23 protein-coding genes and 1 riboswitch are annotated in these 24,844 nt (G+C 73.8%); of the genes, 13 read left to right on the forward strand and 10 right to left on the reverse strand.

Annotated features, from left to right (window positions below; translation table 11 throughout):
• A partial coding sequence (locus tag AB0C87_RS38950) for a hypothetical protein (protein WP_360581698.1) occupies positions 1-493 on the reverse strand: 493 nt, incomplete at its 3' end.
• Positions 494-530: 37 nt separating this feature from the next.
• The gene (locus AB0C87_RS38955; RefSeq protein ID WP_360361176.1) at positions 531-1,166 is read right to left on the reverse strand and encodes a LysE family translocator; all 636 of its coding nucleotides are present in this window, start codon (positions 1,164-1,166) and stop codon (positions 531-533) included.
• A gap of 93 nt (positions 1,167-1,259) precedes the next feature.
• Between AB0C87_RS38955 and AB0C87_RS38960 the strand changes: the two genes are divergently transcribed.
• From AB0C87_RS38960 to AB0C87_RS38970, 3 genes are all read left to right on the forward strand, one after another.
• A complete protein-coding gene (locus tag AB0C87_RS38960; protein ID WP_360581699.1) occupies positions 1,260-2,600 on the forward strand; it encodes a PLP-dependent aminotransferase family protein in 1,341 nt (446 codons plus the stop codon).
• A 72-nt stretch (positions 2,601-2,672) separates the two neighbouring features.
• Positions 2,673-4,304 (forward strand): ATP-binding cassette domain-containing protein, encoded by a 1,632-nt coding sequence (locus AB0C87_RS38965; protein WP_360581700.1) that lies wholly within the window; start codon positions 2,673-2,675, stop codon positions 4,302-4,304.
• A 109-nt stretch (positions 4,305-4,413) separates the two neighbouring features.
• On the forward strand, positions 4,414-5,826 hold the full coding sequence (locus tag AB0C87_RS38970; protein WP_360581701.1) for an aminotransferase class V-fold PLP-dependent enzyme: 1,413 nt from the start codon (positions 4,414-4,416) through the stop codon (positions 5,824-5,826).
• Positions 5,827-5,832: 6 nt separating this feature from the next.
• Here the strand turns inward: AB0C87_RS38970 and AB0C87_RS38975 are convergent, their stop codons facing one another.
• The 3 genes from AB0C87_RS38975 to AB0C87_RS38985 form a co-directional block, all read right to left on the reverse strand.
• On the reverse strand, positions 5,833-8,331 hold the full coding sequence (locus tag AB0C87_RS38975; RefSeq protein ID WP_360581702.1) for a mannose-1-phosphate guanyltransferase: 2,499 nt from the start codon (positions 8,329-8,331) through the stop codon (positions 5,833-5,835).
• On the reverse strand, positions 8,328-9,029 hold the full coding sequence (locus tag AB0C87_RS38980) for a CDP-alcohol phosphatidyltransferase family protein (protein ID WP_345186729.1): 702 nt from the start codon (positions 9,027-9,029) through the stop codon (positions 8,328-8,330). The genes AB0C87_RS38975 and AB0C87_RS38980 overlap by 4 nt, the downstream gene beginning before the upstream one ends.
• Positions 9,030-9,164: 135 nt before the next feature.
• Positions 9,165-10,331 carry a sensor histidine kinase gene (locus tag AB0C87_RS38985; RefSeq protein WP_345186732.1) on the reverse strand — a complete coding sequence of 389 codons (1,167 nt, stop codon included), beginning with the start codon at positions 10,329-10,331 and terminating at the stop codon, positions 9,165-9,167.
• A gap of 191 nt (positions 10,332-10,522) precedes the next feature.
• Here AB0C87_RS38985 and AB0C87_RS38990 point away from each other — a divergent pair, with 191 nt between their 5' ends.
• From AB0C87_RS38990 to AB0C87_RS39000, 3 genes are all read left to right on the forward strand, one after another.
• On the forward strand, positions 10,523-11,527 hold the full coding sequence (locus tag AB0C87_RS38990) for a hypothetical protein (protein WP_360581703.1): 1,005 nt from the start codon (positions 10,523-10,525) through the stop codon (positions 11,525-11,527).
• 49 nt (positions 11,528-11,576) lie between these two features.
• A riboswitch (TPP riboswitch) is annotated at positions 11,577-11,690 on the forward strand.
• Complete coding sequence (gene thiC, locus AB0C87_RS38995) at positions 11,686-13,452, forward strand: phosphomethylpyrimidine synthase ThiC (protein ID WP_345186737.1); 1,767 nt, start codon at positions 11,686-11,688, stop codon at positions 13,450-13,452. Its footprint overlaps the riboswitch before it by 5 nt.
• Positions 13,453-13,641: 189 nt before the next feature.
• The gene (locus AB0C87_RS39000; RefSeq protein ID WP_360581704.1) at positions 13,642-14,223 is read left to right on the forward strand and encodes a TetR/AcrR family transcriptional regulator; all 582 of its coding nucleotides are present in this window, start codon (positions 13,642-13,644) and stop codon (positions 14,221-14,223) included.
• A 23-nt stretch (positions 14,224-14,246) separates the two neighbouring features.
• Here AB0C87_RS39000 and AB0C87_RS39005 read toward each other — a convergent pair whose 3' ends face one another.
• The 4 genes from AB0C87_RS39005 to AB0C87_RS39020 all read right to left on the reverse strand — a co-directional run bounded on the left by AB0C87_RS39005 (position 14,247) and on the right by AB0C87_RS39020 (position 17,961).
• Positions 14,247-15,083 (reverse strand): metallophosphoesterase, encoded by an 837-nt coding sequence (locus AB0C87_RS39005; RefSeq protein ID WP_360581705.1) that lies wholly within the window; start codon positions 15,081-15,083, stop codon positions 14,247-14,249.
• A 133-nt stretch (positions 15,084-15,216) separates the two neighbouring features.
• Entirely contained in the window at positions 15,217-16,281 is a 1,065-nt protein-coding gene (locus tag AB0C87_RS39010) for an aminoglycoside phosphotransferase family protein (RefSeq protein WP_345186743.1), read from the reverse strand.
• A 310-nt stretch (positions 16,282-16,591) separates the two neighbouring features.
• Positions 16,592-17,095: an anthrone oxygenase family protein gene (locus AB0C87_RS39015; protein ID WP_345186745.1), complete on the reverse strand. Its 504-nt coding sequence runs from the start codon at positions 17,093-17,095 to the stop codon at positions 16,592-16,594.
• A gap of 17 nt (positions 17,096-17,112) precedes the next feature.
• Positions 17,113-17,961 carry an NAD(P)H-binding protein gene (locus AB0C87_RS39020; protein WP_345186747.1) on the reverse strand — a complete coding sequence of 283 codons (849 nt, stop codon included), beginning with the start codon at positions 17,959-17,961 and terminating at the stop codon, positions 17,113-17,115.
• A gap of 82 nt (positions 17,962-18,043) precedes the next feature.
• Between AB0C87_RS39020 and AB0C87_RS39025 the strand changes: the two genes are divergently transcribed.
• Positions 18,044-18,985: an AraC family transcriptional regulator gene (locus tag AB0C87_RS39025; RefSeq protein ID WP_360581706.1), complete on the forward strand. Its 942-nt coding sequence runs from the start codon at positions 18,044-18,046 to the stop codon at positions 18,983-18,985.
• A 42-nt stretch (positions 18,986-19,027) separates the two neighbouring features.
• On the opposite strand, the gene AB0C87_RS39030 is transcribed toward AB0C87_RS39025, so the two are convergent.
• Positions 19,028-20,359, reverse strand: coding sequence for a hypothetical protein (locus tag AB0C87_RS39030; RefSeq protein ID WP_360581707.1), 1,332 nt, complete (start codon positions 20,357-20,359; stop codon positions 19,028-19,030).
• A 195-nt stretch (positions 20,360-20,554) separates the two neighbouring features.
• Between AB0C87_RS39030 and AB0C87_RS39035 the strand changes: the two genes are divergently transcribed.
• The 6 genes from AB0C87_RS39035 (at position 20,555) to AB0C87_RS39060 (ending at position 24,763) form a co-directional block, all read left to right on the forward strand.
• A complete protein-coding gene (locus AB0C87_RS39035) occupies positions 20,555-21,286 on the forward strand; it encodes a GntR family transcriptional regulator (protein ID WP_360581708.1) in 732 nt (243 codons plus the stop codon).
• Between the two features lie 101 nt (positions 21,287-21,387).
• Positions 21,388-22,821, forward strand: coding sequence for a PTS transporter subunit IIC (locus tag AB0C87_RS39040; RefSeq protein WP_353835516.1), 1,434 nt, complete (start codon positions 21,388-21,390; stop codon positions 22,819-22,821).
• 67 nt (positions 22,822-22,888) lie between these two features.
• Positions 22,889-23,191, forward strand: a complete 303-nt coding sequence (locus AB0C87_RS39045; RefSeq protein WP_185024408.1) for a PTS sugar transporter subunit IIB — start codon at positions 22,889-22,891, stop codon at positions 23,189-23,191.
• Positions 23,188-23,670, forward strand: a complete 483-nt coding sequence (locus AB0C87_RS39050) for a PTS sugar transporter subunit IIA (protein WP_345186762.1) — start codon at positions 23,188-23,190, stop codon at positions 23,668-23,670. The genes AB0C87_RS39045 and AB0C87_RS39050 overlap by 4 nt, the downstream gene beginning before the upstream one ends.
• The gene (locus AB0C87_RS39055) at positions 23,663-24,406 is read left to right on the forward strand and encodes a sugar isomerase domain-containing protein (protein ID WP_353835868.1); all 744 of its coding nucleotides are present in this window, start codon (positions 23,663-23,665) and stop codon (positions 24,404-24,406) included. Before AB0C87_RS39050 ends, AB0C87_RS39055 begins: the two co-directional genes overlap by 8 nt.
• A gap of 99 nt (positions 24,407-24,505) precedes the next feature.
• Positions 24,506-24,763, forward strand: coding sequence for an EF-hand domain-containing protein (locus AB0C87_RS39060; RefSeq protein WP_345186766.1), 258 nt, complete (start codon positions 24,506-24,508; stop codon positions 24,761-24,763).
• Positions 24,764-24,844: the final 81 nt, after the last annotated feature.

A 24,844-nucleotide genomic window follows, 5' to 3' on the forward strand; every position in this document is an offset into this window, starting at 1 on the left:
CGCCGGCGACGGGCGCGGCGGCCGCCGCGGCGCCCGCCGCGGCCACCTCCCGGCGGACGCGGCGGCCCTCGGCGCTGCGGGCCAGCGCGGCGGCCCGGCGGCGCTCGGTGTCGGCCCGCAGCAGGTCGAGCCGGCGCTGCAGGGCGTCGGTCTCGGCGGTGCGGGCGTGGATCTGGTCGACGAGCTCGGAGTGCCGCTCGGCGGCCACCGGCTCGCTGCGGTGCACCTCGACGCCGGCGACGGCGGCCAGGGCCCCGGTGAGGGCGAGGACGAGCAGGACGCCGGCGCCCCGGAGGCCCCGCGGCCGCCTCCCGGCCCCGGAGGCGGCTTTGCGCGCCGCGGCCTCGGCGTAGCCGGGGTCGAGGCGCCGCCCGGCGAACAGGTCGGCGAGCAGCGACATGGAGGCGTCGGGGCGCCGGTCGGGCGGCCTCCCCCGGCCCTCGGGCCGCCCGTCGGGCTCCCGGCCGCCGGGCTCGTCCTCAGGTGAGATCACCGGCCCATCATGGCAAGGTCCGGCGCGGGGCGGCGGGTCAGGCGGTCGCGGGGCGCAGGCCGATGTGGACGGCGAGGGCGGCCAGCACCGAGCCCATCAGGTAGCGCTGGGCGCGCCGCCAGCCGGGCCGGCGCGCGAGGAAGGCGGCGATGGAGCCGGCGCCGAGCACGATGAGGGCGTTGACGGTGACGGCGATCACGACCTGGACGGCGCCGAGCAGCAGGATCTGGACGGCGACGCTGCCGCGCCCGGGGTCGGCGAACTGCGGGAGCAGCGACACGTACAGGACGGCGATCTTGGGGTTGAGCAGGTTGGTGACCAGGCCCATGGTGAACAGCCGGCGCGGCGGGTCGGCGGGCAGGTCCGCGGGCGTGAAGGCGGTCGTGCCGCCGGGCCGCAGCGTCTGCCACGCCAGCCACAGCAAGTAGCAGGCGCCGGCCAGCTTGATCGCGGTGTAGAGGGGCGGCACGAGCGTGAAGACCGTGGTGAGGCCCGCGGTGGCGGCCGCGACGTAGACGAGGAACCCCGCGGCGACGCCACCGAGCGAGATCAGCCCGGCGCGGCGGCCCTGCGTCACCGACCGCGACACCAGATAGATCATGTTGGGCCCCGGGGTGAGGACGAGGCCGAGGGCGAACAGGGCGATGGCCGCGACGGCCCCGAACGAGATCATTGCGCTCCAGACGACTCGAAGTTCTCCAAGAGTAGAAGTCGGGGTATCCTCGGTGCAATAAGAGAATTGTTCTCGGTGCAATGTGGGGTTCAGGTGGACGATTTCCGGCGGGTCGCGGACGAGCTGGCCGCCGACATCGCGGCGGGGCGGCTGCGCCCGGGCGAGCGGCTGCCGCCGCAGCGCGCCTTCGCCCGGCGCCGGGGCATCGCGGGCTCCACGGCGAACCGCGTGTACCGCGAGCTGGCCAGGCGCGGCCTGGTGGTGGGCGAGGTCGGGCGCGGGACCTTCGTCCGCGCCGCCGAGCGCCCGCCGGGGCCCGCGCTCGCCGAGCCCGCCGCCGCGCGCGTCGACCTGGAGCTCAACCACCCCGTGGCGCCGGGCCTGAGCGCCCTGCTGGCCGAGGGGCTGGAGCGCCTGCGCCGCCCGGACGTCCTGGCCGCCGCGCTCGGCCCCGCCGGGGTCGCGGGGACCGCCGCCGCCCGCGAGGCCGCGGCGGCGCTGCTGGCCTCGCCCGGCCTGCAGCCCGCTCCCTCCGACGTGCTGTTCGCGGGGAACGGCCGGCAGGCCGTCGCGGGCGCGGTGGCGGCGCTCGTGCCCGCGGGCGGCCGGCTCGGCGTGGAGGCGCTGACCTATCCGGTGATCAAGGGGATCGCGGCCCGGCTCGGGGTGACGCCGGTCCCGATCGCGATGGACGAGCACGGCCTGCGCCCGGACGCGCTCGCCGAGGCCCATCGCGCCGCGCCGCTGGGCGGCGTCTACGTCCAGCCGACGCTGCACAACCCCCGCGGGACCACGATGCCGGAGCGGCGCCGCGCCGAGCTGGCCGGCGCGCTGGAGCGGCTCGGCCTGCACGCCGTGGAGGACCGCGTCTGGGCGTTCCTTCCGGACGGCGGGCCGGAGCCGCTCGCGGCGCACGCCCCGCACCGCACCGTCCTGGTCGACAGCCTCTCCAAGCGCCTCGCGCCCGGTCTGAGCCTCGGCTTCGCCGTTCCGCCCGCGGCGCTCGCCGGGCGCGTCGCCACCGCGCTGCGCTCCGGAGCATGGGGCCCGCAGGGGTTCGCGCTGGAGGCCGCGGCGGGCTGGATCGCCGACGGGACGGTCGAGAAGGTCGTGCGGGCCAAGCGCGCCGACGCCGCGTCGCGGCAGCGGATCGCGGCCCGGTGCCTGGAGGGCGCGGCCGTCCGGTCCGATCCCTGCTCGTACTTCTGCTGGTGGGAGCTGCCCCAGCGGTGGCGGGCCGAGACGTTCGTGGCGGCGGCCGCCCGGCGCGGCATCGCCGTCACCCCGGCCGCCGCCTTCGTCGTGGGGGGCGCCGCCGCCCCGCGGGCCGTCCGCATCGGCCTGGCGTCCCCGCCGCCGGACGTCCTCGCCTGCGCCCTGCGGACGCTCGCCGGGATCGCCGCGGGGGACCCCGACGACGACGCCCCCGACTGACCGGATCCGGCGGCTGGACGCGCATCGGAAGATCGTCCATCGTCGGGGTGGGGTCGCCCGGCGGGAGGACAGATGATCGAGGTCCGCGAGGTGGGGCAGCGAGCGGCCGGGGGGCGGCGGACGCTGCGGGAGGTGTCGCTGTCGATCGGCGCCGGGGAGCTGGTGGCGATCATCGGCGGCAGCGGGGCGGGCAAGACCACCCTGCTGGACGCCATCGCGGGCGTCCGGCCGCCCGCCGAGGGCGAGGTCAGGTACGACGGCGGCGCGGCGGGCCCGGCCGCGGGCTCGCTGGGCTACGTGCCGCAGGACGACATCGTGCACCTGGAGATGCCGCTGCGGCGCACGCTGCGGTACGCGGCGGGGCTGCGGCTGCCCGCGGGGACGCCCCCCGAGCGCGCCGAGCGCGCCGTGGACGGCGTCCTGGAGGCGCTCGCGCTGACCGCGCGGGCCGGGCAGCGCGTCGGGTCGCTGAGCGGCGGCGAGCGCAAGCGGGCCAGCATCGCGGTCGAGATGCTGACGCGGCCCCGCGTGTTCTTCCTGGACGAGCCCACCTCCGGCCTCGACCCGGCGACCTCGGCCGACCTGATGCGGCTGCTGCGCGGGCTCGCCGACTCGGGGACCACGGTGGTGATCACCACGCACCATCCGCCGGACGTCCTGGTGTGCGACCGGGTGGCCGTCCTCGCCCAGGACGGGCGGCTGGTCTTCTACGGAGCACCGGATGAGGCGCGAGAGCGGTTCCAGGCGGACCGGATCGAGGACATCTATCTGCGGCTGGCCGAAGGGGAGTCGCGCGAGTGGACGGGCCGGTTCGGCGCGCGCGGGCGCGGCGCACCCCCGGCCCCGGCGTCGGCGTCGGCGTCAGGGCCGGAGACCGGCCCGGCGGTCACCGCGTTCCGGCAGTGGGCTCTGCTCACCCGGCGCAACCTGGACCTGATCACCCGCAACCGGCTCACGCTCGCGGTGCTGCTCGGGTCGCCGCTCATGGTGCTGGCGATGTTCGCGGTCCTGTTCCGGCCGGGGGCCTTCTCGCCGGAGTCCCCCAGCCCCGCCGCGACGGTGATGATCCTTTTCTGGATCGCCTTCGGGGGGTTCTTCTTCGGCCTGACCTACGGGCTGCCGCAGATCTGCGGCGAGCTGCCGGTCCTGCGGCGGGAGCGGCTCGCCGGGCTGCGGATCGCGCCCTACGTACTGGCGAAGGCGACCGTCCTGCTGCCGCTGCTGGCCGTGGTGGACGCGCTGGTGCTCGGCGTCCTGCGGGTCCTGGACCGGCTGCCCGCGGCGGGGTGGGGGACGTACGGTGAACTGTTCGTCACGCTGCTGCTGTGCTCGCTGGCGGCGCTCGCGCTGGGCCTGCTCGTGTCGGCGGCCGTCACCGACCCGGCCCAGGCCACGATGGCGCTGCCGATGCTCTGCTTCCCGCAGGTGCTGTTCGTGGGCGCGATCCTGCCCGTCCCGGTGATGGCGGCGCCCGGACGGTGGCTGAGCTGCGCCATGTCCAACCGGTGGGCCTTCGAGGGCCTCGGGCACAGCCTCGGGGTGGAGCGGCTCTGGGCGAGCGGGCGCTCGCCGCTGGGGCCACCCCTGCTCGCCTCCTACGGTGACACGTTCTCGCGGTCGCCGGCCGTGGACTGGGCGCTGCTCGGCGGGTTCACGGCGCTGTTCCTGGCAGGGGCCTGCCTGGTCCTCACCCGGAGGACATAAAACCCCTTCCCCATAGGCCATTTAAGGACACCACGGCGCTCTTGCGTCACCTCCGGCGCGTCCCTGACCGTTTAATGAGGAATGCGGCTTTTGCATACGGGGGTACATTTTGAGCGCTTCGTCCAGTTATGACGTCGACCTCATGCCCGGCTACGCGGAGACGCGACCGCTGGACGAGCTGCGGGCCGCCGAGTACGCCTACCTGGACGAGCAGACGTACCTGGACTACACCGGCTCGGGCGTCGCCGCCGCCGCGCAGATCCGCGCGCACGCCGAGCGCCTCGCGGGGCGCTGCTTCGGGAACCCGCACTCGGAGAACCCCACCTCCAGCGCCTCCACGGCCCTCGTCGAGCGGGCCCGGCGGGCGGTCCTGGCGTTCTTCAACGCCTCCCCCGAGGAGTACGCGGTGGTGTTCACGCACAACGCCACCGGCGCATGCCGCCTCGTCGGGGAGGCCTATCCGTTCGAGCGGGGCGGGCGCCTCGTCCTCACCGGCGACAACCACAACTCGGTGAACGGGATCAGGGAGTTCGCGAGGGCGCGCGGAGCCGAGGTCGCCCACGTGCCCGTCCGCGGGCCCGACCTGCGGGTCCGCGAGGCCGACCTCGCCGCGGCGCTGGGCGGCGCCGGCGGCCTGCTGGCCTTTCCCGCGCAGAGCAACTTCAGCGGCGTCCGGCACCCGCTGAGCTGGGTCGACCTCGCCCACGCGCACGGCTACGACGTGCTGCTGGACGCGGCCGCCTTCGCGCCCGCCGGGCGCCTCGACCTCAGCCGGGTCCGGCCCGACTTCGTCCCCGTGAGCTGGTACAAGGTGTTCGGGTACCCGACCGGCGTGGGCAGCCTGGTCGCCCGCCGGGACGCCCTGGCCCGGCTGCGCCGCCCCTGGTTCGCCGGCGGGACGATCCAGGCGGTCAGCGCGCTCGGCGGCTGGCACGTGCTCGCGCCCGACGAGACCGCGTTCGAGGACGGCACCCTGAACTTCCTGTCCATCCCCGACGTGGAGTTCGGCATCCGCTGGGTCGGCGGCATCGGCATGGACCTCGTCCAGCGCCGCGTGGGGTGCCTGACCTCGCTGCTCCTTCGCCGCCTCGGGGACCTGCGCCACGCCGACGGCTCCCCCCTGGTCCGGGTGTACGGGCCGGAGGGCGCCGGCGGGCGCGGCGGCACCGTCGCGTTCAACGTGCTCGACCGCCGCGGCGCGGTCGTGGACGAGCGGATCGTGGCCCGTGACACCGCCGCCGCGGGCATCTCGATCCGGACCGGCTGCTTCTGCAACCCCGGCGCGGGCGAGGGCGCCTTCGAGATCCCCGAGCACGCCCTGCGCCGGACCGCCCGCCTGCGGATGCGGACGCTCGACGACTACCTGGGCGTGCTCGGGCTGCCGAGCGGCGGCGCGGTCAGGGCGTCCCTCGGCCTCGTGTCGAACGTCGCCGACGTGGAGCACCTCATCGCGTTCCTCGGCGCGCGCTACGCCGACCGGGAACCCGACCGGACCGGCCTCAGGCCCCGCGAACGCTGCTGAGGACGCTCAGGAGCCCGCGCGCTCGACGACGGCGGCCCACTCCGCCAGCAGCGCCTGGGCGGTGTCGGCGTCCGGCCCCTCGGCCCACAGGTGCGTCACCGCCTCCGCGGGATCGGGCAGCACGAGGACCCAGCGGCCGTCGCCCTCCACCACGCGCACGCCGTCGGTGGTGTCGAGCGTCCGGTTCCCCGCCGCCTCCACGACGTGCCGCATGACGCTCCCCTTGGCCGCCCACGGCGTCGGGACGGAGCGGCGCAGCAGGTGCGCGTCGGGGATGCGGCGGTCGATCTGCGACAGCGTCAGCCGCGTCCGCGCGACCAGGCCCACCAGCCGGACGAACGCCGCGATGCCGTCCACGGTGCCGCTGAACTCGGGCATCAGGAACCCGCCGCGCCCGTCCCCCGCGAAGACCACGCTCGGCTGCGCGGCCGCCTTGGTCAGCACGTCCTGGGACGTGGAGGTCCACTCGACCTGCACGCCGTGGAACCGGCACACCTGCTCGGCGACCCGCGTCGTCGTCACCGGCAGCGCCACCTTGCCGCCCCGCCGCTCGGCCGCGACGAGGTCCAGCATCACCAGCAGGGCCCGGTCGTCGCCGACCAGCTCGCCGTTCTCGTCCACCAGGGAGATCCGCTCCCCCACCGAGTCGAACCGGACGCCGAACGCGGCCCGCGACGAGGACACCAGCTCGCCGAGCCGCTCCAGGTCGCGCATCCGCTCGGCGAGCGTCTCGGTCGGGTTGGCCTCGTCCAGCCCGGCGTTGCGGGTGAGGACCTCCACGCCGACCTTGCCGAGCAGGTTCGGCAGCACCAGCGAGGCCACCCCGCCCGCGCAGTCCAGGACGATCTTCAGTCCGGCCTCGCGGACGCCGCGGATGTCGACGCGGCGCAGCAGGTCGCGGGTGTAGGTCTCCACGACGCGCGGGGGGTAGGTCAGCTCGGCGATCTCGCCGGGGAACGCGCGGCGGTACTCCTGCCGCCCGAAGACGCGCTCCAGCTTGCGCTGCGCGCCCTGGGACAGGTCGGCGCCGTCCGCGTCCAGGAACAGGATGTCGACGCCCTGCGGGTCGCCGAGCGTGGTGCGGATGTAGATCCCGCCGACGCTGTCCTCGCGGCCGGTCTCGAACCGGGCGACGGTCAGCGGCGTCGCCTCCAGGTCCTGGACGTTGATGGCGCTGGCGGTGAGCGCGCTGTTCACCGCGCGCTTGAGGGTGCGGGCGGCGCGGGAGACGTCCCGTCCGGTGACGACGGTCGTGCCCTTCTTCAGCGTCGTCGCGTAGGCGGAGGCGAGCCGCACCGCCAGCTCGGGGGTGATCTCCACGTTGACGAGGCCGGAGACGCCCCGCGGCCCGAACAGGTTGCGCTGCCCCCGCGACTCCCAGATCACGCTGGTGTTGACGACGGCGCCGGCCTCGATGGTCTTGAACGGGTACACCTTCACGCCGCTGGACACGTACGCCTCGGCCTCGATGACGCACTCGTCCCCGATGACGGCGCCCTCCTCCACGCGGGCGCCCGCCATGATGTCGGTGTTCTTGCCGACCACGCAGCCCCGCAGGTTCGTGGACGGCGCGACGAACACGTTGTCGTGGACGATCGCTCGGTGCAGGAAGGCGCCCTCCTTGACGACGACGTTGCTGCCGAGCACGGTGAACTCGCGCAGCTCGACCCCCGCCTCGACCTTCGCGTAGTCGCCGATGTAGAGCGGCCCCTTGAGGACGGCCTCGGCGTCCACCTCCGCGCCTTCGGCGACCCACACGCCCGGCGACATCTCGAAGCCGTCCAGCTCGATGCCGACCTGCCCGGAGAGCATGTCCGCCTGCGCCTTCAGGTAGCTCTCGTGGGTGCCGACATCCTCCCAGTAGCAGTCGGCCACGTACCCGAACAGGCGGGCGCCCTCGGCGAGCAGCTTCGGGAAGACGTCCCCGGACCAGTCGACCGGCTCGCCCTCCGCGACGTGCTCCAGGACCTCCGGCTCCATCACGTAGATGCCGGTGTTGACGGTGTCGGAGAACACCTGGCCCCAGGTGGGCTTCTCCAGGAACCGCTGCACGCGCCCCGCGTCGTCCACGATGATGATCCCGAACTCCAGCGGGTTCGGGACGCGCTTGAGGCCGATGGTGACGAGCGCGTCGTTGCGCTCGTGGAACCGCACCATGTCGGTCAGGTCGATGTCGGTGAGGGCGTCCCCGGAGATCACCAGGAAGCGGTCGTCGCGCAGCGCCTCCTCCGCGTTCTTCACGCTGCCGGCGGTGCCGAGGGGGACCTCCTCGGTCGCGTAGCTCAGCGACATGCCGAGCTCCTCGCCGTCGCCGAAGTAGTTGCGGATCAGCGCGGCCAGGAACTGGACGGTGACGACGGTCTCACCGAACCCGTGCCTCTTCAGCAGCCGCAGCACGTGCTCCATGATCGGCCGGTTGACCAGCGGCAGCAGGGGCTTCGGCTGGTTGGCGGTCATCGGACGCAGCCGCGTCCCCTCGCCTCCCGCCATCACGACGGCCTTCATCGGGGGGTCTCAGCTCCCTTCTGGCCGCCGGCCGGCGGTTCCGCGCCCGGCCCCTCCGCGGCCCCCGGATCGCCCGCCCCGGGCTCGCCGCCCGGTCCGGAGGACGGGGGCGGGGCGCCGCGGCCGGCCAGCACCAGCCGCCGCGTCTGCTCCCAGTAGAGGACCGCCGCCCACCAGTACAGGGCCGTCCCCCAGACGGCGAAGGCCCATCCGACGACCCGCGCCGCGGTGCCCGCGGCGCCGCCGTGGTCGCCGAGCAGCAGCAGCGGGAAGGAGTACAGCAGGCACATCGTCGCCGCCTTGCCGATGAAGTGCACGGGCAGCGTGCCGCCGTACCCGAGCCGCCGCACGATCGGCGCGATCGGCAGGATCGACACCTCGCGGGCGACGAGCGCGAGCACCAGCCACAGCGGGATGATGTCGCGGATGGTGAGCCCGACGAGCGTGGCCAGGATGTAGAGGCGGTCGGCGGCCGGGTCGAGGACCATGCCGAGCTTGCTCGTCTGGTTGAACGCCCGAGCCAGCTTCCCGTCCAGCCAGTCCGACAGGCCCGCGAACACCAGCAGGCCGAGCGCCCACCAGTCCGCCTCGACCAGGACGAGCCACAGGAACAGCGGGACGCCCAGGAGCCGGGCGAGGCTCAGGATGTTGGGCACCGTGAAGATCCGGTCCTGTGGGGCCTCCTGCAAAGTGCTCACCGACGTGTCGCCTCCCCTGGTCCCCTTGATCCTGACCCTATCCGTAAGGGGTGGAAAGCCCCCCGGCGGTGTCGGCGTCGGAAGTCGGGAGGGTTCGGGCGGGCGGGCGCCGCCGGCGCCTCCCGGGGGCGCGCGTCACGCCCGGTGGGGCGCGGCTGCGTTCTCCAGCGGGAGGACGGCGGTGACGACGAACCCGCCGGACTCCCCCGGCCCCGCGTCCAACGTCCCGCCCACGCTGCGCGCCCGCTCGATCATCCCGAGGATCCCGAACCCCTCGGGCGGGCCGCCGGACGGCCCCCGGCCGTCGTCGGCGACCCGGACGACGAGGCTCCCGCGGTCGCGCTCCAGGCTCACCGTCGCGCGCCTCGCGGCGGCGTGCTTGACAACGTTGGTCAGGGCCTCCTGGACGATCCGGTACGCCGCGACCCCCGTCTCCGGGGGCGGCGTCCCGACGTCCCCGTCCCGCAGGTCGACGTCGATCCCGCCGCCGCGCGCCGCGTCGACGAGGCCGGCGAGGGCGTGGAGGCCCGGCAGCGTCTCGGGGGCGCCGACGTCGGTGCCGCGCAGGACCTGGAGCGTGCCGCGCAGCTCGATCCGCGCGTCCCGGCACGTCGAGGCGATGGAGGCGAGCGCGTCGGCCAGCTCCTCCCGGTCGAGCGGCCGGTCCCCGCGCACCAGGTGGGCCGCGGCGCCGGCCCGCACGCCGATCAGCGTGATGCTGTGCGCGAGCAGGTCGTGCAGGTCGCGGGCGATCCGCAGGCGCTCCTCGGCGACCCGCCGGCGCGCCTCCTCCTCCCGGGTGCGCTCGGCCCGCTCGGCCCGCTCGGTGATCGTCGCGAGCCGCGCCCGGTGCACCCGCCACACCTGGACGGCGATGACGACCGACACCACGGCCTCGATGACGGCGATCTGCTCGCGCAGGGATCCGCCGCCCGCCCGCATCGCCGCGCCGACCACGCAGACGGCGAGCAGGCAGCCGACGACGCCGAGGACGATCCGCACCCGGCGCCCGAGCACCGCGTAGGCGAACAGCGCGATCACCTCGGCGGGCACCAGCGCGTGGTGCTGGTACTGCGCCAGGTGGTAGGGCAGCACCAGGACCACCAGTGCCAGCAGGCCGGGGGTCGGCCACCGCCGGATCACCGCGAGCGGGACGTGCGCGGCCACCAGGAGCGCCGCGCCGGGCGCGTCCAGGCCCCGGACGCCGGGCCACAGCACCGCGGCGACGGCCGCGGCTCCCGCCAGCGCCGACGCCGCCAGGGCGTCCTTCACCGTCACCTCGACCCGGGGCACCGTCAGCACGCGCCCATTCTCCCCCACGCACGCGATCTTCGCGCCGCGGCCCGCGCCCCCGCGCGACTGGTCCTTTCGGCGCCCCCTGCGCGGCCGGAGGCCCGCCCTATAGTTCTGCAAACCCCGTCACGAAGGGCCGACAGTTGTCCGTCCCCCCGCCTGCTGTCCCCCCGCCGCCCGTCCCCCCGCCCGGGCTCCGGATGACGCTCGGCGCGCGGGCCTACCGATGGCCGCTCCGCGTCCTGACCGCCGCGCCGGCGGCCGGCGCGGCCCTCCTGCTCGCGGCCCGCCCCGGTACGGGACCGCTCGACCCGGAGAGTGCCCGCCGGCCCCTGCTGCTCTGCGGCGGCGGCTGCCTGCTCGCCGCCCGGGCCGCCCACATCGGGGCGGCCCGGCTCCACCGGGCCCGCCTCATCGTGACCATCGGCGAGCAGGGGGTGACCCTCCGCCGCAGTGGGCGGGAGGCGGCCGTCCCGGCCGGAGCCGTGGAGGCGGTCGGGATCAGGTGGCCCGTCGACGACCCGGTGTGGACGCTCTGGGTCGACCCGGAGCGGGCGCCCGGCGTCGAGGCCGTCGCCGAGGTCGACGGGAACGCGGTGACCCTGCTCAGGGGCGCGTCGCTGCCGTCCGGATGGCTTCCGGCCGTCCGGACGGCGACCGCGGACCGCCTCAGCGCCGCCTGGCGGGTCGTCGACGACGAGGGCCGGGAGGTCCCGCCGCCCGCGGCGGGCGCCCTGGCCGGGGCCCGCCGCATCGTCGTGGACGGCGCGGGCCGGTACCGCGACCGGGACGGCGGCGCGGTGCTCGCCGTGGCCTGCGGCCGGCGCGGCAGGCGGACCATCGTGCTTCGCGACCCCCACGCCGCCGCGCTGCTGGTGGTCCGGGGTCCGTCCCGGCTGCCGGGACGCGACCGCGTGCGCGTCCTCGACGCGGACGGCCGCCCTCTCGGATTCGTGCGCGGCCTGCGGGAGCCGTCCTTCCACACCGCCGGCGGGATGCTCCTCGGCACCACCCGCGCCACCGGCGACGGCCGCGTCGTCACCGGCGTCGACGGCCGCCGCTCGGCCACGCTGCGCATCATCGGCGACGCCGAGGCCCGGGTGGAGCTGGAGCGGTCGCCGTCCGCCCCCGACCCCCTCCGCACTCTGGTCCTGGCCCTGCCCGTCGCGATCCCCGCGCGCGACCTCCGCGCGGGCGCGCTCTAGCCCATGGGCGGCGGTTGCGGCAACCGGGGCTGCCCGGGTTAACGTCGTGGCGACAGATCGCGGGGGCCCGGCGAACCGGGCTGAGATAGCGGCTGGGACGGCCGCTGACCGCATGAACCTGACCGGGTAATGCCGGCGTAGGGAGAGATCGAGTCGTCATGACCGAACCTGTGGTTCCCGCTGCCCGCAAGACCTACCTCCAGGGCTCCCGCCCGGAGATCCGGGTCCCGATGCGGGAGGTGCCGCTGACCAACGGCGACGTCGTCGTCCTGTACGACACGTCCGGGCCGTACACCGATCCAGAGCAGGAGACCGACGTGCGCAGGGGGCTGCCGCCTCTGCGGGAGGCCTGGATCGCCGAGCGCGGCGACACCGCCCCGTACGAGGGGCGGGCGGCGCGCCCCGAGGACGACGGGCGCCGCTCGTCGCCCTCCGCGCTCCCCCCGGGCGCGGGCGGGCGCCTCCCCCAGGCCGACGGCGAGGGCGCCCTGCCGCGGCGGCCGCGGCGCGCCACCGGCGGCGCGGTGACGCAGCGCGCCTACGCCCGGCGCGGGGAGATCACGCCGGAGATGGAGTTCGCCGCGCTGCGCGAGGGCGTGGCGCCGGAGTTCGTCCGGGACGAGCTGGCCGCCGGGCGCGCGGTGCTGCCCGCCAACGTCAACCATCCCGAGATCGAGCCGATGGTGATCGGGCGGAACTTCCTCGTCAAGGTCAACGCCAACATCGGCAACTCGGCCGTCGCGTCCTCGATCGAGGACGAGGTCGAGAAGATGACGTGGGCGACCCGCTGGGGCGCCGACACGATCATGGACCTGTCGACGGGCCGCGACATCCACACCACGCGCGAGTGGATCCTGCGCAACTCGCCCGTGCCGGTGGGGACCGTCCCGCTGTACCAGGCGGTGGAGAAGGTCGGCGGCGACCCGGCGGAGCTCACCTACGAGGTCTTCCGCGACACCGTGATCGAGCAGGCGGAGCAGGGCGTGGACTACATGACCGTCCACGCCGGGGTGCTGCTGTCCTACGTGCCGCTGACGGCGCGGCGCAAGACGGGGATCGTGTCGCGGGGCGGATCGATCATGGCGGCCTGGTGCCTGGCGCACCACGAGGAGAACTTCCTCTACACCCGCTTCGAGGAGCTGTGCGAGATCTTCGCCGCCTACGACGTGACCTGGTCGCTGGGGGACGGGCTGCGCCCGGGCTCCGTCGCGGACGCCAACGACGAGGCCCAGTTCGCCGAGCTGCGCACCCAGGGCGAGCTGACGCGGATCGCGGCGCGGTTCGGCAACCAGGTGATGAACGAGGGCCCCGGCCACGTCCCGATGCACAAGATCAAGGAGAACGTCGACCTGCAGCAGGAGTGGTGCGACGGCGCGCCGTTCTACACCCTCGGGCCGCTGACCACCGACATCGCTCCCGGCTACGACCACATCACCTCGGCGATCGGCGCCGCGATGATCGGCTGGCACGGCACCGCGATGCTCTGCTACGTCACGCCGAAGGAGCATCTCGGGCTGCCGGACCGCGAGGACGTCAAGGCCGGCGTGATCGCATACAAGATCGCCGCGCACGCCGCCGACCTCGCCAAGGGCCATCCGGGCGCGCAGGCGTGGGACGACGCGCTGTCGGAGGCGCGGTTCGACTTCCGCTGGGAGGACCAGTTCAACCTGTCCCTGGACCCCGGCACCGCGCGCGCCTTCCATGACGCGACGCTCCCGGCCGCGCCGGCCAAGACCGCGCACTTCTGCTCGATGTGCGGGCCGCACTTCTGCTCCATGAAGATCACGCGGGACGTGCGGCGGTTCGCGGCCGAGCGCGGCCTCGCCGACGCGGAGGCCCTCGCCGCCGGGATGCGGGAGAAGGCCGAGGAGTTCAGGGCCGGCGGCGGCCGGCTGAACCTCCCCGTCTCCCCCGCCGACGCCTGACCCGGGCCGGACGCGGAGACGCGGCCGGGCCCGCCGTGCACCCGTGCGCGGCGGGCCCGGCCGCGTTCGGGGCCCTCTCGGCGCAGGTCCGGGCACCGGCGCGGATAGGATTGAGGGACCGTTCCAAAGCCGCGGATCCTCCCGATCGCCGCAGGCCCGTTCCATCCCCGGGAAGGATCGACGACCCAGGTGACCAGCGACGACACGCCGAAGGCGCGCCCCGTTCGGGCCGACGTTCGCCGCAACCGCGCGCGGCTGCTCGCCGCGGCGCGGGAGACCTTCCAGCGCCAGGGGGCGGGCGCCTCGCTCGAAGGCGTCGCGCGGCTCGCGGGCGTCGGCATCGGCACGCTCTACCGCCACTTCCCCACCCGCCAGGACCTCCTGGAGGCGCTGCTCGCCGACGTCTACGCCGGGCTGGCCGCGTCCGCCCGCGACCTGCTGGACTCCCCGTCCTCCGGCGAGGCCCTGCTGGCCTGGCTGCGGACGTTCGTCTCTGAGATCACCGCCTTCCCGGGCATGGCGGCCTCGGCGATGGTGTCGCTGCGCGACCCCCGGCTCGACCCCTCCGGCTCCCGCGCGGCGATGTCGGAGGCGGGCGAGGCGCTGCTCGTCCGCGCGCAGCGCGCCGGGGACGCGCCCGCCGGCGCGGCGTTCGGCGACGTGCTGAGGCTCGCGGGCGCGATCGCGACGGTCGCCGAGCGGGACCCGGACGCCGCGGCCCGGCTGCTGTCGCTCGCCGCCGCCGGCGTGGCGCCGGGCGCGGCCCGCTAGAAGCGCGGCCCGCCGGTAGCCGGTCAGTCCGTCTCGGGGACGGGCAGGACGCGGCGGGGGCCGCGCGGCGCGTCGGACCGCTCGCGCCATTCGCGCGGGTAGCCGACCGACACCTCGATGTGCGGAACCTCGCCGGTCCAGATCGTCCGGGGGATGTGCAGGTGCCCGTAGACGACGGACACCGCGCCGAACCGGCTGTGCCAGTCGGCGGTGCGCTCGGTGCCGCACCACTGGGCGAACTCCGGGTACCAGAGGACGCGGGTGGGTTCGCGGACGAGCGGCCAGTGATTGACGAGCACGGTCCGCGTCCCCGGCTCCAGGGCGGACAGGCGCTGCTCGGTGTAGGAGATCCTGGCGTCGCACCAGGCGTCCCGTCCGGGATACGGGTCGGGGTGCAGGTAGACCTCGTCGGTGCACACGACACCGGCCTCGTGCGCGGCTTTGAGGGCCTCTTCCTTGCTGGACGTCCCGTCGGGGCGGAACGTGTAGTCGTACAGGATGAACAGCGGCGCCACGGTGACGGCGCCGTCCGGGCCGTCCCAGACGGGATAGGGGTCCTCGGGGGTCAGCACGCCCAGGCCGCGGCACATCTCGACGAGCCGGCGGTAGCGAGGCTCACCGCGCAGCTGCACGGGGTCGTCCTTGATGGTCCACAGCTCGTGGTTGCCGGGCACCCACAGCACGGCGGCGAAGCGCTCGGCGAGGGTGCGCAGCGTCCACTCGACCTCGGCGAAGCGCTCGCCGACGTCGCCCGCCACGATCAGCCAGTCGTCCTCGGACGCGGGCCGCAGGCCCTCGACGAACGCGCGGTTCTCCGGGAACCCCACGTGCAGGTCGCTGATCGCGTAGACGCCGCCCATCCGCCGATGGTAAGCCCCGGGCCCGCGCGGGCCGCACCTCCGTGGGCATCTACGCCCCCACTCTCATTTCCATGCGAGTGAGGGCGCAGCGTGGGTCGAACAGGGACCGGGCGGTTTCTCCCGGCGCCCCCTGCTACTCTCCGACGACGCCGGCCTGAACCGCGGCGGCCACCTCGTCGGGGGAGAGTACCTTCTCCATGCCCCAGATCCGACCGGCCGTGTTGAGCGTTCCGGTCAGGGCCAGGACCATTTCCCCTTTCTCGGCGGGCGACAGGCGCTCCTTCCTGATCTTATGGATGACACGGACGGTGTCGTTGACGGCCGACTGGATCCGGTTGAGGTCCAGATAGGTCTCCAGATCCGCCTGCCACCCCTCGGTGGAGGCGGGCGGCATCCTTTCGAGGCAGCGCTCCAAAAGATACTGCCGGTCTCCTTCGGTGTAGCGCATGAGGTGCAGGTGGGTCGCCACCTCGTACACCCAGTCCCCGATCGTCGCCAATTCCCAGTCCACGAAGACCGCGTGACCGTCGGGACGCACGATGATGTTCCCACGGTGCATGTCGTTGTGCAGGAGCTGAAACGGCCGGGGAGTGAGCTTCGTCAAGCGGCCCACCATCGCCCGATGCGGTTGGAGAGGAAGCCCGAGCAAGTCGAACTCCCTGCCGAACCAGCGGGTCGACTTCCATTGGGCGACCGACGCCTGGATGGCCCTGCGCAATCCGAATCCCACCGAATCGCCGTCTTCCGGCCACCAGGGCGGCAACCGCATGTCCCCCAACGGCACATCGGTCAACCTGCGGAACAGGTCCACCGTGTCGTCGAGAACGAGCCTCGGCACCGGCCGACCCGGTGGCGAGAGTTCGTGGAGGACTCGGCCTTCTTCGTACGCGTGTACGGACCACCCCTGCCCCTCGTAGACCAGGTGGGACGCCTTTCGGCCCAGATAGGGCTGAATGGCCCGCAACACGTCGTTCTCCTCATAAGTACGCCGATCCAGATTGTCCGCCCCGGCGGCAGGGAAGCGACACATCAGGTTTCCCACCCGGACGTTATGGTGGTAGAAACCGCTGAGTGCGCCGGCCTTCTCCAGGGCGACCGAGCGAAGTCGGTGAGCCAGATCAGGGTCGCGTTCGAGGAGCTCTCTTGTAGCAGCCAAATCTTCTGCAGCGACAAGCTGCGAAAACCTGTCGCCCATCATCCCTCCTTCTTTTGGTTGTCACGAGCCGCCCCTGAGGAACCGCCTTTCGCCGTCCGAGACGACAAGAGGACTTCGAAGTGTTCGTCAGAGCGTCTCCGCTTCGGCAGAGTACAGCATTCTTGGTGGTCGCGGCGCATTTCGCCCACAGCCGCCTCCGTGCGTCTCCGGAAGGCCGAGAGCTGTGCCGCACCCCTCTGGGGTGGCGCTTTTAAAAAGGGCCGGATGGCTCAGAAGGAACGGCTGAGGGAGGCATGGAAACGGGGTCCATGCTCCTTGCCGGAGCACGGACCCCGCCGGTGCGTCAGATCGGTCAGTTGTTCCTGCCCCAGACGTAGACGGCCAGGCTCATGGCGAGGAGGCTCGCCCAGCTGAACACCGCGCGGACGGTGTTCCACGCCGTCCAGCGGCCGGAGTAGTCCGACCAGATCTTCGCCGCCTCGGCCGCGTCCTTCGGGATCGCGACGCCGTCCAGGACGTCGTTCATCGGGATGTTGACCGCGAAGCTCGGGATGAGCGCGCCCGCGAAGTACAGGCCGGCGGCGGCGAAGAAGAGCAGGGCCGCCGACTTCTGGTCCAGGGTGAGCAGCAGCACCCCCGCCGCCGCCGCCAGAACCGGCACCAGGAGGAACATCGCCACGAAGACCGGGTTCTGGATCCTCTGGTTGATGCCCTGCATGGCGTCGATCGCCGAAGCGGGCCGCGCCGCGTTCAGCCCGGGCATGACGCCGGTGGAGAAGCCGAAGAAGGTTCCGGCCATCCCGGCCGCCATGATGATGGAGAGGGTCGCCGAGACGCCCGCGAGAGAGAATTTCATGTCGTCCGGTCCTCAGGTCAGTGGTTCCAGATGCCGCTGGCGGCGGTTTCGCGCGCGTACTCGGAGAAGTCGCGCGGCGGGCGGCCGAGGGCCCGCTGGACGCCGTCGGCGGGCCGGGCGTTGCGCCCGTCCAGCACGGTCGTGAACAGGTAGGTCAGCAGGCCGACGACCTCCTCGGGCACGCCGTGCTCCCGGAGGGCCGCCGCGTTCTCCTCCGCGCCGACGGGAACGAAGGCGACCTCGCGTCCCGCGGCGCGGCCGATCTCGGCGACCGCCTCGGCGAACGTGAGCGCCCGGGGCCCGGTGACCTCGTACACCTGCCCGGCGTGGCCGTCCCGGGTGAGCGCCTCGACCGCGACGTCCGCGATGTCGTCGGCGTCCACGAACGGCTCCGGGACCTCGCCCGCCGGGAGGACGACCTCCCCGGCCCGCACGGGGTCGAGCAGGTAGTCCTCGCTGAAGTTCTGCGCGAACCAGCTCGCCCGCACGACCGTCCAGGCCAGGCCGGACGCCTGGACGATCCGCTCGCAGTCCCGCGCCTCGGGCTCGCCCCGCCCCGACAGCAGGACCACGCGCCGCACGCCCGCGTCCACCGCCGCACCCGTGAACGCGCGGATGGCGTCGGGGGCGCCGGGAACGGCCAGGTCGGGGTAGTAGCAGAGGTAGACGTTCTCGACGTTCCGCAGGACGGGCGCCCAGGTGGACTCGTCCTCCCAGTCGAAGGGCGGGGAGGCCGACCGCGAGCCCATCCGCACGGGGAGGTCCAGGGCCTCCAGCCGCTCGACGACGCGGCGGCCGGTCTTGCCGGTCCCGCCGAGGACGAGGGTGAGGCCGCTTTCGATGATTCCGGATTCGCTGTTCGTCATGCCCTGAAGTCAACAGCCGGGCGGTTCCGGCCACCATGGTCGAGACGCTCGCCCGCATACGCCAGCGTCTACGCTGGCCTCCATGGACGCCCTGGCCGAACTCCTCGACGGTCCGCGCGCGCGTGGAGCGTTCATGCTGCGCTCGACCCTCGCGCCGCCCTGGTCGCTCCGGATCCAGGACGAGGCGCCGCTGACCCTGCTCTCCATGGTCAGGGACGAGGCCTGGCTGGTCCCCGACGACGGCGATCCCCAGCGCGTCGGCCCCGGCGACATGGTCATCTTCCGGGGGCCGGACGCCTACACCGTCAGCGACGACCCGGCGACCGCGCCGCAGATCGTCATCCATCCCGGCCAGCGCTGCACCACCCCGGACGGCACGAGCCTGTCGGAGGCCATGGACCTCGGCGTCCGCGCCTGGGGCAACGACCCGGACGGGCCGGCGGTCATGCTGGTCGGCACCTACCAGATGCGCGGGGCCGTCACGCAGCGGCTGCTGGCCTCGCTGCCCGCGATGGCGGTCGTCCGGGGCGACACGTGGAGGTCGCCGCTCGTCGCCGTGCTCCAGGAGGAGATCGGCAAGGACGAGCCCGGCCAGGACGTCGTCCTCGACCGGCTCCTGGACCTGCTGCTCATCGCGACCCTGCGCGCCTGGTTCTCCCGCCCGGACGCCGCCGCCCCGGGCTGGTACCGCGCCCACGGCGACCCGGTCGTCGGCCCCGCGCTCCGGCTCCTGCACGACGACCTGGCCTATCCCTGGACGGTCGCGGACCTCGCGGCCGGGGTCGGGGTGTCGCGCGCGGCGCTGGCGCAGCGGTTCGCGAAGCTGGTCGGCGAGCCGCCCATGGCCTACCTCACCGGCGTCCGCCTCGCGCAGGCCGCCGACCTGCTGCGCGAGACGGACGCGACGCTGGAGGCCGTGGCCCGCAGGGTCGGCTACGGCAACGCCTTCGCGCTCAGCACGGCCTTCAAGCGCGAGCACGGCGTCAGCCCGCAGGAGTACCGCGCCGGGGCGGCGACCGCCTGACCGGCGGCGCCGCCGTCGCCGGGCCGGGCGGCCGCCGGTCCGCTAGCGCGGGACGTACAGGCGGATGTCGTCCACCTGCGCCGAGCCCTCGTAGAAGTTCATGTGCGGGTCACCGATCATGAACCGGTCGGGGTAGGCGGACCCGGCCGGCCAGGTGTCGCGGTCGACGAGGGTGCCGCCCGGCCCCGTCCAGGTCCAGTCGGCGTTGAACCGGCCGTCGTACTCGCCGGGCTTCTGGTTGTAGTGCCAGATCGGCTCGCCGTCCTGGACGAACGAGCGCGTGTAGCGCAGGGTCGCCTTCCCCACGTGCGCGAAGACCCCGGACATCTCCATCGTGTAGGCGCCGTCGCGCCGCTCCACGGCGAACGTGTACGGCTCGGCGGGCAGCAGCTCGGGCCTCAGGTCGACGGTCGAGACGATGGCGCCGCCCTTGCGCAGCCCGCACTCGCTCTCCATGAGGTACTCGGTGCCCGGCATGGTCGGGTAGCGGCGGTCGTCGGTCATGAAGATCGCGTTGACGCCGTTGCCCGTCCCGGCGGAGTACGGCTCGTACTGCCCGGTGGCCGGGTTGCAGTACAGCAGGCCCTTGCCGGTGTACTTGTAGCGGTTGTAGCCGTCCATGGCGACCTTGCGATGGCCGTGGACGAACACGTTGTTGTGCGGCGCCACCTGCCGGTAGTCCATGATCGACATGTAGTAGAAGCCGTTGGAGTCGGTCCGGACGTCGGCCCACTCGCACTCGGGCCGCGCGTAGTCGCCGCCGGACGCCCAGGGGAAGTTGGTCTTGCAGCCCTCCGGCGAGTAGCCGTTGACCCGGCCGTCCGGGTAGTCCCATGACCCGTTCCGCCGGCCCCCGAAGTCCAGCCCGCGCAGCGTCATCTCCACCCGGTACTCGGCGGGCAGGTCGCGGGTCGAGCGGATGACGACGCCCGCCTGGTGGGCGGGCTCGTCCAGCCGGGCCACGCCCTTGCCGGAGGTGAGCGTGGGCGGCGCGTCCGGCCTGCCGTCCCCGTCGGCGTCGCGGGCGGCCAGCTCGGCGGTGAGCCAGCCGCGCTTCCCGAACGTGAACGACTTGCGGTAGGTCTTCATCTTCGCGAGCTGCGTCCGGAAGGCCGGGCCGCCCATCGTGTCGAAGTAGGCGCCGTCGTTGTCGTAGACATCGACGTCGTACGGACTGGACGGGCCGTCGCCGTCCGGCCTCCAGGGAACCTTCGCGTCGTCGATGCGCCGGTCGAACGGCTCGGAGGCCACCAGCCTCCAGCCGTCCCTCGCCCCCGGCCGGCCCGCCTCCGCCTGGGCCGGCGCCGCGCTGAGCGCCGCCGGCATGAGCATCGGCAGGGCCAGCGCCACTGCGCCGCGCACGAGCTTCCTCATCTGGCCGCCTTCCTCGCCGCCGCGAGCGCGGCGTCGACACGGTCGTGATCGGCACCGTCTGCCGACCTGCCGAGACGGTAGTTCGGGCCCTCCGGCCATGACCACGGCAAACATCGCCAAAGTGGTATTGACCAGTCGCCATAATGGGACATACCGTGTGCGACGACAGGAACCGCGTCAAAGGAGGTGACAGGCGTGCCATCCGCCGGTGAGGGCCCGGCCGCGAGCACGAAACGGCAGGCGGTGCGCCGCGAGCTGCTGGCGATGCTGGACGGCCTGGACGTTGGGGACGCGCTGCCGTCCGAGCGCCGGCTGGCCGAGGACCTCGGCGTCTCGCGGCCGACGCTGCGCCAGGCCATCGACGGGCTCGTGGCCGAGGGCCTGCTCGACCGGCGGCACGGCAGCGGGACCTACGTGGCCGAACCCCGGATCGCCGTGTCCCTGACCATGACCTCGTTCACCGAGGACATGATCAGGCGCGGGATGAAGCCGGGCGGCAGGGTGCTGTCGTTCCGCACCGAGACCGCGGGGGCGCGGATCGGCCGCCGGCTGGCCCTGTCGCCCGTCGAAGAGGTATTTACCATTCGGCGGCTCCGGCTGGCCGACGAGGCCCCCATGGCCATCGAGACCCTCTACCTGCCGCGGGCGCTCATGCCGGACCTGCGGCGGAGCGACCTGGAAGGGCGGTCGTTCTACGACCTGCTCCGGGGCAACGGCGTCGTGATCGCCTCGGGCACCGAGACCATCGAGCCGACCGTCACCACCGCCGAGGAGGCCTCCGAGCTCGGCGTCCCGGTGCACATGCCGGCGTTCCTGTTCGAGCGGATCACGAGGGACGCGGACGGCCGGCCGCTGGAGTACGTCCGGTCCCTCTACCGCGGCGACCGGTACCGGCTGGAACTGGACCTGCGACCACCGAACCACTGACCGCACGCCCGGGCGCCGCGTCCCGGGCGCACGATCGTCCGTCCGCGCTGACGGGGGCGACAGCGCACCACCCATCCCCCGAGATGTGAGGCGAGTTCACCATGGACGTCATCAAGGACATCCTCACCTTCCTGGCCGACAACGTGTTCGGCCAGGTGCCCATCCTCATCGGGCTCATCACGCTGGCGGGCCTGCTCCTGCAGCGCAAGCGGTTCGAGGACGTCTTCGCCGGGGCGCTGCGCGCCACGATCGGCGTGGTCATCCTGTTCATCGGCATCGAGGTCTTCACCGGCGGGCTGACGAGCTTCCAGACCGTGCTCGCCAGCGCGATGGGGACCACGCCGCCGAAGGCCGACAACACCCTCGCCGACTTCCTCGCCGACCAGGGCGGGACGATCGCGCTGGTGATCACGGTCGCGTTCCTGGCGCACGTGCTGGTCGTGCGGCTCTTCCCCGCGGCCCGGTACCTGTACCTGACCGGCCACCTGATGTTCTGGATCAGCACGGTCACCGTCGCCTCCCTGGTGACGATCGCGCCCGGCGCCGACCAGCTCACGCTCGTGCTCTGCGGGGCCGGGTTCGTCGCCGCGTACTGGACGCTGCAGCCGCTGTGGATGCGCCCGCTGATGCGCCGCGTCATGCCGGACGACCGGTTCGGGTTCGCGCACACCAGCTCGCTCGCCTGCCTGATCACCGGCTACGCGGCCCGCCCGCTCGGCAGCCGCGACAAGCACGACACCGAGAAGCTGAAGCTGCCCCGGCAGCTGTCGTTCTTCAAGGACGTCAACGTCAGCACCGCGCTGATCATCACCGTGATCATGCTGGTCGGGGTCGCGTTCGCCGACCACGGCGTGGTCGCCAAGGCCGCGGCCGAGATGGACGACAAGCTGTCGCCGTGGGTGTGGGCGATCCTGGTGGGCCTGCGCTTCGCGGGCGGCATCGCGATCCTGCTGTTCGGCGTGCGGATGTTCCTCGGTGAGATCGTCCCGGCGTTCAAGGGGTTCAGCGACCGCGTCATCCCGGGCACCCGCCCCGCGCTCGACGCGCCCACCGTCTTCCCCGTCGCGCCGACCGCCGTCATGGTCGGGTTCGTCTCGTCGACCGTGGTGTTCCTGGTCTGCCTCGGCGTGTTCGCCGGCGCCGGCTGGTTCACCCTCGCCCCGCCCATGATCATGCTGTTCTTCGTGGGCGGCGCGGCGGCGCTGTTCGGCAACGTGGTGGCGGGCTGGCGCGGCGCCGTCCTCGGCGGCGTCGTCACCGGGCTGATCCTCGCCGTCGGGCAGGCCGTCACCTGGGGTCTGTACGAGCGGACCGCGCCCGAGCTGGCGACGCTCGCCGACCCCGACTGGTACGCGATCGGCTGGCTGCTGAAGGCCGCGGACCCGGTCGTCGGCGGCAACTCGATCTGGCTCGTCCCCGCGGTCGCGGTCGGCGCGATGATCACTACCCTGCTGCTCCTCGGCCGGGCCGAGAAGCGCCGGGCGGCGGAAGAGGAGGCGGCGGCGCCCGAGAGCGCGGCCCCCGCGGAGGCCTGACGGACCGCGCAGGGCCCGCCGGACGTCCGCGCGGGCCCGACCGTCCCTACGAGGAGAGAAGGACGACATGGCACTGGACCGGCAACTGGAGATCCTCGCGGTCTGCGGCGTCGGCATGGGCTCCAGCCTGATGCTCAAGATGACCGCCGAGGACGCGCTGCGCTCGCTCGGCGTGGACGCCCGGGTGGAGAACACCGACGTGTCCACGGCGCGCGGGATGTCGCCCGACGTGGTGATCGGCCAGGGCATGCACACCGGCGAGATCGCCGACCTGGCGCCCGTGGTGATCACCATCAGCGACTTCCTGGACAAGGAGGGCCTGGAGGCCCAGCTCAGGGAGCGCCTCACCGAGCAGGGCTGGCTCTCGTGACGGCCCGTTCCGAGGGGGCGGCCGCCGGGGCCGCCGCGCCGGGCACGATCGTGGCCGCGGCGGACGGGGCGACGGCGGGCGACTGGCGGGAGGCCGTCCGCACGGCGGCCTCCGCCCTGGTCGCCGCGGGCGCGGCGGGCGCGGGCTACCCGGAGGCGTGCGTCCGGGTGGTGGAGGAGAACGGCCCGTACATCGTGCTGACCAAGGGGCTCGCGCTCGTCCACGCCCGCCCCGAGGAGGGCGGCCTGGCCGTAGGCGTCGGCGTGACCCGGCTGGCCGGGCCCGTCGAGTTCGGCCATCCCGACAACGACCCGGTCGACCTGCTGCTGGCGTTCTGCACGCCCGACCCCGACGCGCACGTCGGCACCCTGTCCGGGCTGGCGCGCGCGCTGTCGGGCGGACTCGCCGACCGCCTGCGCGCCGCTTCCGGCGAGGACGACCTCGCCCGCATCCTGAAGGAGGCTCTGCCGAATGCCTGACGCGGCGTCCTCGGGGTTCCCCGCCAGGGTGCGCTCCCTGCTCGACGACCTCGACTCGACCTCGGGCGGGGCTGCCGGCGACGCGGCCGCCCTGCTCCTCGACGCGATCGAGGCCGGCGGGATCGTGCACGTCGCCGGCGCCGGGCACTCCCTGGCGATGGTGTTCGAGACGTTCTACCGGGCCGGGGGCCTCGCCGCCGTCCGCCCGATCTGGGACCCGGCCGTCTTCCCGCTCGACCACGCGCTGCGCAGCACCCGCGCCGAGCGGCGGGACGGAGTGGGGCGCGCCGTGGTCGAGAAGGCCGCGCCCGCCCCGCCCGACGTGGCGGTGGTGTTCTCCACCAGCGGCCGCAACCCCTACCCGGTGGAGGTCGCGCGGGAGTGCGAGGCGCGGGGCGTGCCGGTCGTCGCGGTGACGTCGGCGCGGGCGTCGCGGGGCGCGGCGGCGCGGACCGACACGACCCTCGCCGACCACGCGGCCATCGTGCTCGACACCTGCGTCCCGCCCGGGGACGTGCTGCATCCGGCGGGCGCGCCGCGCACCGCGGCGGTCTCCACCGTCCTCGCCGCGTACGCGTGGGCGCGGGTGCTCGCCGACCTCGACGACCTGGCGGCGGCGCGCGGCGTGGAGCCGCCGCGCTGGACGAGCGCGAACGTCCCCGGCGGCGACGAGGTGAACGCCGCGCTGCTGGAGCGCTACCGCCACCGCGTCCCCGAGCTGACGGGCGAGGGCTGACCGGGGAACCGGGCATCCTCCCGCGGCGTTTCTCCTAGGGCCGGCCCACACCTGTTTGACATGATGCGGGGTCAACTTCGGACCTGAACGAGGAGCGAGATGACGACGAGACCGACCGGGGACGAACTGCTTGCCGTGTTCACGCGCGGGGACCTCGGCGGCGACGAGAAGCTCGACCTGATGGAATTCACGCTCGTGCTGGAAGAGCTCGGACTGTCCTGGACGCGAGCCGAGACGCAGGACAGGTTCGAGAGGGCGGACAGCAACCTCGACGGCTTCATCTCCTACGGCGAGTTCCGCGCCGTCCTGGAGTCCCAGGGCTGGGTCCAGGGGCCCGTGCCCGGCGCGCGCGCCTGACGGCCCGGCGCGCGCCTGACGGCGAAGGGAAGGGCCCGCCGGTCGACCGGCGGGCCCTTCCGCGCGTCCCGGACCCGCCGG

Origin of the sequence: Actinomadura sp. NPDC048021, assembly GCF_040653135.1 — a bacterium.
Lineage (GTDB): Bacteria > Actinomycetota > Actinomycetes > Streptosporangiales > Streptosporangiaceae > Spirillospora > Spirillospora verrucosospora.